Source organism: Peribacillus sp. FSL E2-0159 (assembly GCF_038643155.1).
Lineage (GTDB): Bacteria > Bacillota > Bacilli > Bacillales > DSM-1321 > Peribacillus > Peribacillus simplex.
Map to the genome: position 1 here is coordinate 4,730,169 of NZ_CP152053.1, position 15,868 is coordinate 4,746,036.

The window sequence follows — 15,868 nt, forward strand, 5'->3', positions numbered from 1 at the left end:
TTAATTCAATAGTTGAATTTTAATCCTTTTTTTCGTTGGACCTTTTTGTTGAATTTTCAAAATGGAAAAGTCTTTTATTTCATTTGTGTTGTTGACGTGGGTTCCGCCACATGCTTGCTCATCAATATCATTTATTTGAACGATTCGAATTTCGTTAAGAGAGGCTGGAAGTAAATTAATGACCGTTTTAATAACCCCTTCTTTTTGTTCTGCTTCAGTCCTACTAATTGTTTTCGTGTAAACATTATGGGGTTGTGCCAGTACCTTCTTTATCGATTGTTCTAATGAATCAAATGGTACTTCTTCCATTATTTCAGGAGAAAAAGACAGCTCTAATCTCGCATGTTCTTTTTCAATTTGACTACTTGTAGCTAAAGCATTGTAATGTTGATATAAATAACCTGAAATGACATGCAATAATGTGTGATACTGCATATTCTTAAACCGCCAAGACCAGTCAATCTGCATTTCTACTGTTTGATTAATGTCCTGTAATGGACGTTCCAGTTCATGAATAATTTCACCATCTATTTTTTTTACTGTTACTATATTATAGGTCTCATCACCTTGTTTAATAATCCCTCGGTCACAAGGCTGGCCACCGCCACCTGGATAAAAAATGGTTTGATCGAATACAACAAATCGTTCTTGAATTGAAACAATATTTGCCGTGCATTCTTTTATATAACTATTCTCTGCATATAACTCTATCGTAGCCATTTTTTTCTCCTTTTGTTGCTTTGATATCCTCTACCAGCATTTCAACATGTTCTTTTTTCGTAGCCCAACTGGTACAAAATCTCACAGCACTGTGTGTAGCATCGACTTTTTCCCAGAAGGAGAATGAATACTTTTTGCCTAATTCCAGGATTATATCTTCTGGCAAAATCGGAAACTGCTGATTTGACGTGGAATCATATCGTAATGAAAATCCATTTTCAACAAATGCTTCTCGAATCATGATTGACATCTCCACGGCATGGTTAGAAATTTCATAGTATAAGCCATCTTCAAATAAGGTTTCAAACTGGATCCCCAATAGTCTCCCTTTAGCCAGCATTCCTCCCTTTTGCTTGATGAAATATCGGAAATCCTTTTTCAAGGCATCATTCATGATGACTACCGCTTCACCAAACATTGCACCAACTTTCGTTCCCCCTATATAGAACACATCACATAGCCTTGCAACATCCTCCAAGGTTAAATCGCTGTCTTTCGAAGCCAAGCCATACCCTAATCTAGCGCCATCCAATACCAATGGCAAACCACATTCCCGGCAAACTTTACTTAATGCTTCCAATTCTGTTTTACTATAAGTCGTTCCATTTTCTGTAGGGTTAGAAATGTAAACCAAGCCTGGCTGTACCATATGCTCATGAGTAACATCATTCCAGTGAGCATCATATAATTCTTTCACCTGTTCAGCTTGAATTTTTCCATCATCACTCGGCAACGTAAGCACTTTATGACCAGTGGCTTCAATTGCTCCTGTTTCATGTACTGCGATATGACCAGTAATTGCAGAAACTGCACCTTGATGCGGCCGCAAAATTGAAGCGATGATCGTCGTATTCGTTTGTGTTCCTCCTACTAAAAAGTGTATATCTGCATTCGCAGCATCACACTCTTTTCGAATGTAAGCTCTCGCTTTTTCACAGTGTTCATCCACTCCATATCCGGGTGTTTGTTCTTCATTGGTCTCTATTAATCGTTTCAAAATTCGCTTATGAGCACCTTCTGTATAATCATTTTCAAAACGTATCATCCTATATTCTCCCCAAACTATCCAATTTCTTCTGAATGAACATCATAGAAGTATGGATTTCTTTTATTTCATTTTGTGATAATCCTTGGAATAACCTCACTAATTGTTCATCTGATTTTTCATTAATCTTGTTAAAAAGAGTCATCCCTTTATGAGTCAACCGAATCAGACTAGTTCTGTTATCCAAGGTCGAGTTTTCTTTAATAACCAGTCCATCTTTACTTAGCTTGGTAATTATTCTACTCATATAACTGCGATCAATTTCCAGTTTATCAACTAAATTGTTTGCTATACACTGCTCCATCAAACCGATTTCTAAAATTACCCGTGCCTCAGTTAAAGAATATCCTGTATCAAATATATGCTTATCCAATACACCAAGTATATTCGTATAAAATCTATTGAATTGCCGTATATCAGCTATGGTATTTTTATTTATATTCATTCTAGACTTCCTTTTTAGTGGACTTTATCCACTAATACTTTATTGTAATTAGTGGACTTTGTCAACATTTTTCTGAATCATTGAAGGATCAATCGATATTACTAGTTTAACCAATTAGCCTGAACCTGATTTAGTTTACATACTTTTAGGTTGATTTTTTTCTTCTCGAGGAAGTTACAATACGTTAATTAGAAACACTTGTGAAATTTTCCCCTTAAACTAACTCCCATCTATTGTTGAAGAAGTACATCCTTTGACCCATAACTTTTATAAAATTAGAAATTATCGAACACGGGATGAGTTAAGGTGCTTAAAAAGGATTGTGATATTTAACTACATTTTGAAAGGATGGAATAATGTGTATCCTCCTTGCACTAACCCACACCATCTCAAACAAGAAACATTGTCACAGGTTGGCCCATGGGTACAGTATGGTTTAAACGAAGCTCAAAAAACATCTATCCCTCATGCAATGATGGAAATTGCAGCTATTGCCTATCTGATGGGTAAAGGATATGATCCAAGGACGGCGCATCAATTGGTCGAATCATGGGAAGTTAATGATATGTTTTAACTGCTGTAGCTTTTTAATAAAGATTAATCACAATGTCCTCTATAACCCCCATATTAGCGTAAATAAAAAAATCCATTTTGAAAAAAGATTGATCAAAATGGATTTTCTTGTGATTTAGGATACAGTTTTTATAAAATATTTTGATTATTTTTAGTGAGCCTTAATGAACTGACGCACCCGTTAGTTCATTAAGGAATGATTCAATACTCAACTATATTTAGCCATTGACCATCAGGTTTATCATCTATCTCAAATAAGTTGACACCAAGCTCTTTAAATACTGCCGTTTCTTAGCAGCACCACATGCGAATACAAGTACAAAGAAACTCTTCTTTCTTTTTATTGCGATGCCCCCTGTAACATTTTAAAAAGTCGGCTCATCTATTTATGAATATTTTCATATTTCGACATTAAGAATTCTGGCAAATCCTACTGGACACCATTACACAACCGGCCGATATTCTCGACTTCAACAACGACCTCATCCCCCGATTTGATCGGGCAGCTGCCAGATGGTGAACCCGTGGCCAAAATGTCACCGGGCTCCAGTGTCATCACCTGCGAAAGCCAGCTGATTAGAAACGGAATGCTTAGTGACATTTCATTGGTATTTCCGTCTTGGACAACGCGGCCGTTTAAAGTGGTCACAATCCGCAAATTAGTGGGATCTACCCCGGTAACGATGTACGGTCCCAAAGGTCCGAATGTATCAAATCCTTTGCCCCGCGTAAACTGTGGATCTGTTTTTGTAAGATCTCTTGCTGTGACGTCATTAAATATCGTGCAACCAAATACATAATCAAGCGCATCTTCTTCTTTGATGTTTTTTCCGCGCTTTCCAATGACCAGTGCTACTTCCCCTTCAAGCTCCACTTGATTGGATAGCTCGTTTGGAGGAAGGATAATTTTCTCCTTGTCTGCAATAAGCGCAGATAATGGCTTTAAGAATAGAAATGGTTCTACAAGGTTTGCCTCTCCCCCTGTTTCCTTCGCATGACCTGCATACGTCCAGCCGAAATTAACCACTTTAGAAGGTTTTACAGGTTCCAGAATTTTCACGTCACTATATTTCACCTTTACCCCGTCATACTTTATTTCCTTGTTGACAAGTTCAGCAAAACTGCTAGACAGTTGTAATATCATCTCATCCTCAACAATACCGTAATGTATTTTGCCCTGTTGATTCTGATAGCGAACTATTTTTTGTGTTTTTTGTAGCACATGCATGATGAATAAACTCCTTTGATGAGTAAGATATACTTACCTCAGATATATAAAATTCGGCTCTCCTCATAATCGCAAACAAGCCCCCTGTAGGGGATAATACCAAACCCTTATGTCAGAAAAACTTTTTTATTACATAATGTTTTCCTTTTTAAAAGTGATAGCATCTTGAGAGTGCTCCCAACATTCAAGATTTTCAAGACCTTTAATGCTGTCTTTATAAAAAACTGGATCTTGACCAGCTTTTTTCTGTTTCATATAATCACTTAATGCTGCAAAAGCTACTTTTGATAATAAGAGGACGGCAATTAAGTTTACGATAACCATCAAGCCCATAAATAAATCTGCTAAATCCCATACAAGCTCGACCTTTGCAACCGAACCGAATACAATCATGGCGAACGCGCCTATTCGATATAGAATCAACCACACTTTACTTTTGTGTAAAAATCGAATATTTGTTTCCCCATAATAATAGTTACCAATTAACGAACCGAATGCAAATAGGAAAACAAAGATAGCAAGACAACCTGATGCCCAGGAACCGATGTGTTCACTTAATGATGTTTGTGTAAGTGCAATGCCAGTTAGCCCTGGATGTTTATAAGCATCAGAAAGTAAAATAATAAATGCTGTGCTTGTACAGATTATCAGTGTATCCGTTAATACGCCAAATGCTTGAATAAGTCCTTGTTTCACCGGATGACTTGTTTTTGCCGTTGCGGCAACGTTTGGCGCACTCCCCATACCAGCTTCATTCGAGAATAATCCACGTTTAACTCCATTCATGAACGCAGCGCCTATTGAACCGCCTGCTATTTGTTCAAAGCCAAACGCGTTATTAATAATAAGAGAAAGAATTTCCGGCATTTTGGTTATGTTCATTGCTACGACAAATAATGCCATTCCAAGGTATAACACACCTAGAATCATAACCTTGTATTCAGCAATTTTTGCAATACGCTTCACACCGCCAAAGATAATCGCAGCGAAAGCAAGTGTCATGAGAATCCCTACAGTTAAACGATCTGAACCAAATGAGTTCTCAAAAGCAATTGTAACGGTATTTGATTGTACAGAATTGAATACAAGACCGAAAGAAAGCGTAATTAAAATGGAGAATAATACTCCCATCCAACGTTTGTTTAATCCTTTTTCCATATAATAAGATGGACCGCCTCGGAAACCAGTTTTATCTTTTACTTTATATACTTGCGCTAACGTACTTTCAATAAAGCTGGTTGCTGAGCTAATAATAGCAATAATCCACATCCAGAATATCGCTCCAGGACCGCCTAATGCAATTGCAATCGCAATTCCTGTGATATTACCTGTTCCAACGCGTGCGGCCATACCAATACAGAAAGCTTGAAATGGGGAAACGCTGTCTTTAGAACTAGTTCTCCCTTCCATTAAAACACGGACCATTTCCTTTAACATTCGAACCTGTACAAATTTCAATTTAAATGTGAAATAAATCCCACAAGAAACAAGCATAATAACTAATAATTTTGACCAAAGGAATTCATTTGTTACACCAACTACATCATGTAATAATTGTTGCATTCTATCACCTCTTATAAAAAATTTACTAGCTTAGGAGATAACTAGTTTTTTCACTGTAAAAAGATCAACTTCATCAACTGATGAATTCTGTCCAAAGTCAGGAGTTATATAGCCCCCAAATATTTGAGTTAATAGCTTTGATAGCAGTACCTCAAAAATATAATGTAATATCTGCTGCAATCGATGTTTCCATCATTTCTTTTACCTTTTTAGGATCTGTTGTTTTTCCTAGCACCCACATCAATTTCGGCACGATTGCTTCTGTGTTCATATTTTTAGAACGTACTACACGATTATGGTCAATTTTCCGACCGACTTCATATATACCCATGTCTTCTCCTTCTTCTAGACATTGAGTCGTAATGACAACTGATACACCGTGCTCTATTAATTCATTTAATTTCGCCAAAATGTTGCGCACTTGAAAAGGAACACCACCACTTCCATAGCTCTCCACAACCACTCCTTTATACAAATCTTTTAGGCAGTCAAAAAATTCTGGTTTTATCCCAGGATGTAATTTCACAACCGCTACATCTGTACAAAGTGATGTATCTAATTGAATGTGTTTCTTTTTTTGAATGTGTCTCTTTTTTTGAATATGAATCGATTTATTATATTCAATATGGTCATCATGTAGCGATGCAACATACGGATAATTAATACTTTCAAAGGCATCATAGCTTTTCGTTCTAAGTTTAATCGCTCTTGTCCCTTGAATGACTTTGCCGTCAAATACAATATATACCCCACCTATATCTTCACAAGCAAAACGAATGGCATCTGAAATGTTTCGTTTTGCATCCGTTTTACTATACGAAATAGGAATTTGCGAACCTGTAATAACAATCGGTTTTGATGCATCTTGTAACATATAAGAAAGTGCAGCTGATGTGTAAGCCATTGTATCGGTACCATGCGTAATAATAAAGCCATCGTAGTGATCGTAATGTTCATAAATAGCATTTGCCATATCTATCCAAAACTCTGGTTGCATGTTGGTGCTATCAATGTTCATTAACTCTTTCGTATCAATACGGCAACGTACATTTAATTCAGGTATGTAACTTAATAGATCATCGGCATGCAGTTCAGGTACAAGTCCGTTTTCTCCTTCAAGTGAGGCTACTGTTCCACCCGTCGTAAACAATATTAATTTTTTCAATGATAATGGCTCCTCTATCTCTTTTTTACAATAAGTTTTTTAAAAGAAAGTATTCAATTCGCGTATGTATATTCAATTCGCGTACTTTTATTGTAATTATAGTAACATAAATATAATAATTCAAGATAAAAAATATTCAATTTTCGTACACTTCATCCATTTTTTGAATCCACAGAATGGTGTTTGCTTCCTGAATCTGAGCTGAGTTATTACAAATAATAAATATCAAAAAGATAATTATTTCATTAAGATACTTAATTACAACTTAGATGTTTAAGCCTATACATCAACGTGTTTATATGTTTTTAAAGAGAATATTATAGTTTTTTCTAAATGTTTTTATATACGTGAATCATTTAGTGAAATAAGAAAAGAGCTGCCTTAAAGACAGCTCCAATCTTCTATGCATCATTAGTGTGGGCTATATTACCTCAAATTGTATTAAAAGGAGATTGTTTATATATTATTTATATTATTGATAATGAAAATCGTTTTCAATTATGTTATTATATCTCCTAGTCATTATTTTTAAATTATAGGGAGGAAAAGTATGTTTATTAATCTTTTAAAGCTTAACAAAAATGTCTCCATTCTTTTGGCTGTGTTGCGTGTGTATCTCGGATATACGTGGGTTATGGCTGGCTGGGGAAAGTTAACAGGCGGACAATTTGATGCTTCTGGTTTCTTACAGGGTGCGTTGGCAAATTCAACTGGAGAGCATCCGGCTGTTCAGGGATGGTGGGTTGTATTTCTTGAAAATGTAGCCATTCCTAATGTAGAAATATTCAATACGTTAGTACCTTGGGGAGAATTCCTCGTCGGGATAGGTTTATTGGTAGGTTGTTTCACTAAAACAGCTGTCTTTTTTGGTCTAATTATGAACTTCTCTTATCTGTTTAGTGGCACGACAAGTACCAATCCACAACTTGTTCTATTATCTATGTTTATCCTTGTTTCTGCTATGAATGCAGGAAGGTATGGGGTAGATGGTATGATTATACCTACTCTTAAAGAAAAACTATTTACTAACAGAAAAATAGAGGTAAAAAATGTAGCTTAACAAAGAGTAGAGTATTAAAAAAAGAGGTCGGGATAGTGATACCCGACCTCTTTTTTGCCGATAATTGTGATTCTTATTTATAAATGGAATATTACTGCCAGATATAAATTACTTCGTAGAACAGGGAAAACATACATTTTCTAACGCCTTACCCCTATCTGGATCCCCTATTATTCTTCAATTTGTAATAATTTATGGGTAAAGAAAAGGTGGAAAGTTCTTACGCATCCAATAACAAAATGCCGGACAATCACCAATTGATTACCGGCATTTTTTCATTAGCAATTCATTAGTATTAGTTGACTACAACTTCAATGACAATTGGGGTTGAAAAATGCCTTTTGAAAGCGCTAAATGTACGATCTGTTATTGGACCAGGAACCTCTAATACAGATACTTGGACAATTCGAAAAAACGGTATTGATACACCTCTTACAGTTTCATTGACTGGTTCACAAACTTCCACTATTAATAATAATGTTTCCGTTTCTTTTCAAGCAGGAGACAATCTCTCATTAAAAGTAACGACAAGTGCCGGAACTGCCGTGTCAGATACAGTTCTTCAAGTCGATGTTTTTTAAAAGAAAGATAAGAAAAAAAAACATCAAATTTGCATTTGATGTTTCTCCTCCTTTTTCAGCTTAAAAAAAGATTCTAGGGATCAAAAAGACCAGCTAAAAGTCTAAAAACACCCAAAAATGGGTGCTATTTTAAACGATAAATTTTACTTGGTCTTCCTCGAGAAGAATAAGATTCCTCACCAATGATTTCTGCTAAATCAACATCACATAAACTTACTACAATACGCCGTGCATTACTTTCATCCCAATAGAGATGCGTTGTTAAATCTTTTATTGTAAAATCGTTCAATTTTAATCTGTTAACTAAAGCATATAATTTATTATAATTTTTCACACTTATTTTGGCTTTTTTTAGTTTTTGCATAAAATCCTTGTCATCTATCCGGTAAGAAAAACGTAATTCTTCCTCTTCACCCGCAGACTCTATCATTGTTCCGTCCTCTTGTACAATGACGATGCCCTTCTCTGACTTTTCTTTTGAAATCTGGATGGCACGCTGAGCGTTTATTTCTGCTGAATGAAGTGTTTGACCATATCCAATTCCTACGGTTACAGTAGCATTGGATTCATTTGACAACAGAAAGACAGTATCTTTTAAATCTTTGATTTTGGATTCAATTGTACCCCGTGTACTAAAGATAAAGTAGCGGCCGTTTCCCTTCTCAACTAATGACCCCTCCAATTGTTCGCAAAATCTAAGAAGAGTTTCTTTTAATTTTATCTCTAAAAATTGTAGATGGTACGAGCTTTTAGCTTTCTCAAATATTTTCTCAAAATGTTCAATTTCAATAATTTGAACACCAATTTGGGTGTCTCTAAAGTAAAAAGTTCTCGATTTTTCTGCAAGAATTCTTAATGATTGGCGAATTTCCATATCAGTTGTAGATATTCGATAGGTTGGTACTCCTGCTTCTTTTAAATTTAGATATACAGCCTCGAAGCAAGTTATTGCACCTTCCGTTTTTCCGGCTTTCCACAAATCAAGATGGAATGCGATTAATTCTTCCATGCTTGAATTAACATTGAAGTTTTTTATATACATTTCTTTTGGAGTAATATCAATTTGTTTTAACGCCTGCTCTAAATGGGTTGTAGTTATTTCATCGATGCTTACTTTACTTAAAAATTCCTTTTGGAAATATCCCATATGCAAAAGGCTTTTATAGATGCCTGATTCAGTATGATGAATATATAATAGGTTTTCCCCTATTCCCACAGTATTTTTTGCAACCATATATGAAATTTGGCCAGAAAAAAACCAGACATCCACATTTTTATTGAATTCCAAAACGATTTTTTCAGTTTCTCTGAAATCCTCATATGGGTAGGCTTTAAATTCCATGATCGACTCATATTCTTTACCTAAATTAATAATGCGCTCAACTGATGAATTAGGACCAACTACCCCAATTTTATACATATTTTTCTCCTTAGTTCAAAAACTTAATTACTTTAATCTTATCTTTAAAATGAAAGAAATTAAAGTTTAATCCTTCTTCTATTGGAAAAACATTTATCACAAGACATTGTATCTCTTGATTTAAAAGGGGAGTTTGATTATGTGTTTTAAAAAAAATATAAAGAGCTATTAGCATAGATCGTACTTATCTTCTATGCTATAGCTCTTCAATTGTTATTTTAATAAGTTCACCTTAATGCCTTTATTTAATATATTTTGATAATCAATAAAGTTATATAAGTCCCCTTCAATTAATGGATTTAAGCTCTTCAATTCGTCTAGAGTCAACTCTTCTATTGCTTTATTATGATCTTCACAATAAATGACAATAGAACCAACGATACTGTGGGCATCTCTGAACGCAACCCCTTTGCTAACTAAATAATCAGCGACTTCAGTTGCATTGAGAAAGCCATATTTTACAGCTTTTTTCATATTTTCAGTATTCACCTTCATAGTAGAAATCATATTAGACATAATTTCCAGACAAGACAAAACTGTATCCAATGCATCAAAAAATGGTTCTTTATCTTCCTGCATATCTTTATTATAAGCCAATGGTAACCCTTTCATCGTTGTTAATAGTGAAGTAAGAGAACCATATACTCGTCCTGTTTTTCCTCTTATAAGCTCTGCTGCATCAGGATTTTTCTTTTGAGGCATAATACTACTACCTGTAGAATATGCATCATCAATACTAATAAATTTAAACTCTTGACTGCTCCATAAAATCAGTTCTTCACTTAATCTGCTTAAATGCATCATGATGATCGAAAAACTTGACATTAACTCTAAAAGGTAATCCCTATCACTAACACCATCGAGGAAATTGTTTATAGGTTTTGAAAATCCTAACTCCTCTGCTGTCATTTCTCGGTCTATAACATGAGTTGTCCCTGCCAATGCTCCACACCCCAGTGGACTTTCGTTCAAAATTTCAATTGCATTAAGAACTCTTTTTCTGTCCCTATCCAGCATATTAAAGTAGGCCATTAAATGGTGCTTAAGAGTTACTACTTGAGCTCGCTGTAGATGGGTGTATCCGGGCATAATCACATTGTTTGCTTTTGCCTTTTCTTCCAGGTTATTTTGAAGTTCTTCAATATACTCGATCACTTCTAACGCCTTATTTTTAGCGTAAAGCCTGATATCTAAAGCAACTTGATCATTTCGACTTCTTGCTGTATGGAGTTTTTTTGCTGTTTCACCTATTCGTTCTGTTAATGTTGCTTCAACAAAACTATGAATATCTTCAAAATCCCCTTCGATCACTAATGTTCCGCTCTCGATATCTTCCAATATAGAAAGAAGTGACTTAATAATACTTTCTCCTTCTTCCTTGGTAAGCAATTCACATTTCACAAGCATATTTACATGTGCAATACTCCCTTTAATATCTTCAGAATAAAGTCTCATATCAACATGAAGAGAACTATTAAAGTCCTCCATTAATTTATTTTCTTCTTTTCTAAAACGTCCACCCCAAAGCTTCATAACCATTTCTCCTTTTGTAAAATGAAGTTGCATTTAATTGTTATCCATATCCAGCAATTCTTGAACATTCCCCTTTTTCCGCATGTACCAGACTCCGTTATAAACAGCAAAATAGTAAAAAATGAATCCTATTATTGCCACGATGTAAGACATAAATGGCTCTGGAATAATACCCTTACCACCAAAATTTCCGATTGATGATATCCCAACGAGCATCAGAATATAAATGACGAGATAGATCCCACCAATAATTTCCATCGATTTATGTTTATTGATAAAATGAGTAATTAAATATCCAACAATTCCAATTGCTAATCCCCAAATTGCAAGTTGAACCCTACTCCAATTTGTCCAATAAATAAGTAGGGTGGCAAATACAAAGGCTAAAGGAGCAATAAAATTCATGCCTGGGATACCGTTGTCTTTTGTCAAACCAACCTTACGAAACACCATTACTGTGACACATGCTGAGGCGTATTTAAAAATCCCAATTGCTCCAACGATTGCTACAATTGCGGTCCAACTCTTTAAAGGGAACAAGAAAAGCAACCCAATGAGGAAGTTGAGAGTGAGTGCACGTGTTGGGACTCCAAATCTTTTATTAATAGTTCCGAAATAAGAAGGGAGGAATCCACTCTTCGCCATTCCAAAAACATGTCTTGAAGTTCCAGCTGTATAAGCAAGCGCCGATCCAGTTGGGGAAATCATTGCGTCCGCTGTAATGGTCCAAGACAGCCAAACCATATTCGCCATAAGTGCTAAATTCGCAAAAGGAGAGTCAAATTTAATTCCACTCCAACCATTAGCTAGCATTTCGGGCGGTACGGCCCCTATAAAAACGATTTGAAGTAAAACATATAAAATTGCCGAGACTGACAGCGATGTGATAAGAGCAAGCGGAATATTCCGTCTTGGGTTTACCACCTCGCCACTCATCATTACCACATTCCCGAATCCTGTATAGGCAAAAAATATACCACTAGTTAAGATTGCGCTTAATCCTGCGCCATATCCATTAGGGGCAAACCCATGACTTGTATAATTCTCTTCATGAAACCCTGTCATAAAAAAAGCAATGATGGTTAGGACAGGTACTATAAATTTAATCGTGGTAATAATGGTATTCGTGACAGCAAATAATTTCACTCCAAAATAGTTCACCACAACAAAGAACACCATTAAAACAGTCGATGCTAGAATTCCTGTTGTCGTTAGTTGCTCCTTGGATATATCATATAGGCCTGGCCAGAACTCATTAGCGTATTGAATAACTCCCGATGATTCAACGGGTGCTGTGGCACAGTAGCCAAGCCAAATCGAATAACTAGTCACTGTAGCAAGCAATTTTCCATGAGAATAAAGGGGATAACGACCTAAACCGCCTGTTTCTGGTCTTACCCTTGCTAATTCAGCATAAACAAGTGCTATTAGAGTAATGACGAATGCAGCAATAATCCAAGACATAATAGCAGCTGGTCCAGCCATTTTTGCCGTATTCCATGGTCCAAAAAGCCAACTTGATCCAATAATTCCTCCAAGAGATAATGCAGTAAGTGACCAAAAGCCCATTTTCTTTTTCAAATATCGTTCTTGATTCATGAAATTCCCTCTCTCTTAATGGGGTATATTATTATTTGCAAACATGGATAGCTTAGTACTGTACCTAAAATAATTAACTCCTTTCAAATTTTTAAGGTAATACTTTGGGAAGCTAACTTTACCTAATGGATGGGACAAAATCCAAACTAACAACTAGGAATTAGCTTAGCCAAAAAGGATTAGCTCAATTCTAGATTTATTTTAAGGTCAAAAAAACGTAATTACCTTAAATTGATTTTATTTGAATCGTTTGCATTTTGCAATATTATTTTTTGAAAATTCACAACACACATACTAAAGGAGTTCGTTCACTGAGTTAAGGCAAGCATCACCCACTTCATGCTGGCCCATATGCAGGACCAGAGAGGGTAGGGGAAACTTGCTTAGAATATGTTTTCCGCGTAATGCTGCCGGTACCTCCTGCCCATCAAGCTAAGAAAACAAATCGACCCCAACGAAAAAAGGGTTTTTGTGTTTTTACAAAATGAGCCCAAAATTTCATTCTGGGGGAGTTATGGAGTTTTAACTTGATGGTGTGGCGAGAGCTCATTAAGGGTGCTTTTTACATTCAAAAGGCCGCCAATTGGCGGCCTTCTTATCCAAAATATATTGATTTTATTACGACGATCCTGCCCCGTTAGCTCCATAGGAAAAAGAGCTGCCGAAGCAACTCCCTTATTGAAGTAAGGACCCGTTATTTGAATAGGATTTTCAAAAAGCCCTTTGTTTTGTATTGTTCGGGTCAATTGTCTTAATTTTTTTAATGAAATAATAATGTTTGTAGAGGGCGAGCACTATCAATAAGATTTTCACTAACAGGATGTCCACATAAAATACAGAAATTACGATGAAGAAATCGGCAATTATATTGATTCTGATTTTCTCTTTTCGAGTCATACCTTTTTTTTGCAGGAATGCTTCAACGTATTTTTCATATAATGAGGTGTTTTTAAACCAGTTTTCAATCGACTTGGAACTTTTAGCAAAGCAAAAAGCAGCAAATAAGTAAAACGGACCGCCCGGCAGAACTGGTAACACAGTCCCTGCAATACCAATCAAAAGAGATATGGACCCAAGAAGAAAAAATAGGATACTTTTTACTTTTTTAATTGTAATCACCTTTTTATTTATATTCTATCCCCTTATAACGTAAAGAGGAAGTCTAATTGATTAAACATCACTGATTAGTATCTTCCCTTTTTCTTCTTGAACTAAGCTGACCCGTTAATTACATAAAGAAAAAGAGATGCTGATGTGAACTAAAAAAATGCTTAAACAGGATTTCTTATCGATTCATTCATACAGCATAGTTACGACACCAGCATATTCCGACAAACTTTCATTGGAAATATCCAATGTCTCAACTTCGGTTGTTCGCTGTCCGGAAATCTGAAGAAACTTATCTACCTTTGAAAACATCAAGCCAACAACCGACAATGCCTTTGTTCTATAGTGCATGGGAATTGTAATAGTAGATTTCAACTGACGCATCACTTGAGTAGCTTCTATTGCATTAATCGTGAATGTACCTCCTACAGGGATGATGAGTATATCTACTTTTCCAATTTCATTTACCTGTTCTTCTGATAATAGATGCCCTAAATCTCCACAGTGACAGATAGTTAAACCGTCCATTTGGAAACGATATAAAATATTGGGGCCTCTCTTCTCGCCATTAACCTTGTCGTGAAATGTCTTAAATCCACTAATTCTTACATCTTCGCGGATGTATTCCTTCGGCTCATTAACAAGCAAGTATTCACCTGTTGCAACTTGAATTTTATTGTGATCGAAATGATCATGTGTAACGGCAACTATATCTGGTTCAACACTCGGCATACGGTAACGGATGAAGCGATGATATGGATCAATAAGAATCCTGGTTCCACTTTCGGATGTTAGTAAAAAGGCAGAATGTCCAAACCATTTTATTTTCATACTAAAATTCTCCTTATTGATTCAAAATTATTAAAATCAAGCAACTTTTAAGGAACCCCGTACCTACTGTTCAGTAATAGTCTATTTTATTTAATAACTAACGCTGTCTTACAAAATTTCATTCGACACTTGACCAGGGTTTTGAATCCCAGTATGTAAACAATACCTCCTAGAACCAATTCCTTGGCTATGGCTTACACCTATAACCATGGCAACCTGTCATTATTTATTCCATTCATTATTATTCCATTATTCATGTAATAGTCCTTCTATACCTGATCTGTCCCTTTTATTCCAGAAGAAAAGCGATTCTCATTAAAGAATCGCGCCAAATTGTGAAAGAACATTACACAAAAAATTTTTTTCATTAAAACGCAGGCGGGGTAACTGAAAATAATACAGCTGCATTCTGACTAGAATTATTTTCCCATTTATGTTTGAAATTTGCTGGTATTTTCACACTATCACCAGCTTCCAATATATATTCTTCTTCACCTAAATACAGCTTGATTTTCCCTTCCAAAATAAATGCTACTTCCTCTCCTCTATGTTCTATAGGGCTTTCTGAAGAAGAAATATTCGGAGGAACTTTCATAATCGCTGTTGCTAAATTACCCGTAAAATCAGGTGACAATAACTCATAAGACAAATTATCAATGATCATTTTCTTACGTTTACTGGACCTAACGATTAAATCCTCCGTAATCGTTTCTTCAAGTAAAAAACTAAATGTTGGAACATTCAGGGTTTTAGCTAAGACCTTTAAGGTCTGAATAGAAGGATTCGCCAAACCTCGTTCAATCTGGCTTAACATTGAAGGTGTAATTTCAGCTAATTTTGCTAACTCTCTACTACTCAATCCTTTAGCTTTTCTATATTTTTCAACTTTCTTGCCAATATCTATATTTTCCATAACCGCTACTCCTTAACGTCTTATTAAATCACACTTAAATAAATTAAATATAAATTAACATCGAGATGATTGTGTGTTAAACTGT

General features: G+C 35.5%; 15 protein-coding genes. 3 read left to right on the top strand and 12 right to left on the bottom strand.

The annotated features are described in order from the left end of the window. From NYE63_RS23065 to NYE63_RS23075, 3 genes are read right to left on the bottom strand one after another with little or no spacing between them, the layout of a single operon-like run. Positions 1-720, bottom strand: a complete 720-nt coding sequence (locus tag NYE63_RS23065; RefSeq protein WP_342602877.1) for an alanyl-tRNA editing protein — start codon at positions 718-720, stop codon at positions 1-3. Continuing rightward, entirely contained in the window at positions 689-1,765 is a 1,077-nt protein-coding gene (locus NYE63_RS23070) for an aminotransferase class V-fold PLP-dependent enzyme (RefSeq protein WP_342602878.1), read from the bottom strand. Before NYE63_RS23070 ends, NYE63_RS23065 begins: the two co-directional genes overlap by 32 nt. Position 1,766: 1 nt before the next feature. Then, on the bottom strand, positions 1,767-2,210 hold the full coding sequence (locus NYE63_RS23075; RefSeq protein WP_342602879.1) for a MarR family transcriptional regulator: 444 nt from the start codon (positions 2,208-2,210) through the stop codon (positions 1,767-1,769). Positions 2,211-2,568: 358 nt separating this feature from the next. Between NYE63_RS23075 and NYE63_RS23080 the strand changes: the two genes are divergently transcribed. Then, positions 2,569-2,784, top strand: a complete 216-nt coding sequence (locus tag NYE63_RS23080; protein ID WP_342602880.1) for a hypothetical protein — start codon at positions 2,569-2,571, stop codon at positions 2,782-2,784. 429 nt (positions 2,785-3,213) lie between these two features. Here the strand turns inward: NYE63_RS23080 and NYE63_RS23085 are convergent, their stop codons facing one another. From NYE63_RS23085 to NYE63_RS23095, 3 genes are all read right to left on the bottom strand, one after another. Next, positions 3,214-4,011 (bottom strand): fumarylacetoacetate hydrolase family protein, encoded by a 798-nt coding sequence (locus NYE63_RS23085; RefSeq protein WP_342602881.1) that lies wholly within the window; start codon positions 4,009-4,011, stop codon positions 3,214-3,216. 129 nt (positions 4,012-4,140) lie between these two features. Continuing rightward, complete coding sequence (locus NYE63_RS23090) at positions 4,141-5,574, bottom strand: alanine/glycine:cation symporter family protein (RefSeq protein WP_342602882.1); 1,434 nt, start codon at positions 5,572-5,574, stop codon at positions 4,141-4,143. A gap of 151 nt (positions 5,575-5,725) precedes the next feature. After that, a complete protein-coding gene (locus tag NYE63_RS23095) occupies positions 5,726-6,739 on the bottom strand; it encodes an asparaginase (protein WP_342602883.1) in 1,014 nt (337 codons plus the stop codon). Between the two features lie 550 nt (positions 6,740-7,289). Here NYE63_RS23095 and NYE63_RS23100 point away from each other — a divergent pair. Both NYE63_RS23100 and NYE63_RS23105 read left to right on the top strand, forming a co-directional pair. Beyond that, complete coding sequence (locus tag NYE63_RS23100) at positions 7,290-7,799, top strand: DoxX family protein (protein WP_342602884.1); 510 nt, start codon at positions 7,290-7,292, stop codon at positions 7,797-7,799. Positions 7,800-8,140: 341 nt separating this feature from the next. Next, positions 8,141-8,380, top strand: coding sequence for a hypothetical protein (locus NYE63_RS23105; protein WP_342602885.1), 240 nt, complete (start codon positions 8,141-8,143; stop codon positions 8,378-8,380). A 124-nt stretch (positions 8,381-8,504) separates the two neighbouring features. Here the strand turns inward: NYE63_RS23105 and NYE63_RS23110 are convergent, their stop codons facing one another. The 6 genes from NYE63_RS23110 to NYE63_RS23135 all read right to left on the bottom strand — a co-directional run bounded on the left by NYE63_RS23110 (position 8,505) and on the right by NYE63_RS23135 (position 15,783). Continuing rightward, a complete protein-coding gene (locus tag NYE63_RS23110) occupies positions 8,505-9,800 on the bottom strand; it encodes a hypothetical protein (protein ID WP_342602886.1) in 1,296 nt (431 codons plus the stop codon). A gap of 213 nt (positions 9,801-10,013) precedes the next feature. Continuing rightward, complete coding sequence (gene argH, locus NYE63_RS23115) at positions 10,014-11,333, bottom strand: argininosuccinate lyase (RefSeq protein ID WP_342602887.1); 1,320 nt, start codon at positions 11,331-11,333, stop codon at positions 10,014-10,016. 33 nt (positions 11,334-11,366) lie between these two features. Next, positions 11,367-12,932 carry an APC family permease gene (locus NYE63_RS23120; RefSeq protein ID WP_342602888.1) on the bottom strand — a complete coding sequence of 522 codons (1,566 nt, stop codon included), beginning with the start codon at positions 12,930-12,932 and terminating at the stop codon, positions 11,367-11,369. A gap of 711 nt (positions 12,933-13,643) precedes the next feature. Next, complete coding sequence (locus tag NYE63_RS23125; protein WP_342602889.1) at positions 13,644-14,051, bottom strand: YbaN family protein; 408 nt, start codon at positions 14,049-14,051, stop codon at positions 13,644-13,646. Between the two features lie 174 nt (positions 14,052-14,225). Further along, positions 14,226-14,870 carry an MBL fold metallo-hydrolase gene (locus NYE63_RS23130; RefSeq protein WP_342602890.1) on the bottom strand — a complete coding sequence of 215 codons (645 nt, stop codon included), beginning with the start codon at positions 14,868-14,870 and terminating at the stop codon, positions 14,226-14,228. Between the two features lie 367 nt (positions 14,871-15,237). Next, the gene (locus tag NYE63_RS23135) at positions 15,238-15,783 is read right to left on the bottom strand and encodes an XRE family transcriptional regulator (RefSeq protein ID WP_342602891.1); all 546 of its coding nucleotides are present in this window, start codon (positions 15,781-15,783) and stop codon (positions 15,238-15,240) included. Between the last annotated feature and the right edge of the window lie 85 nt (positions 15,784-15,868).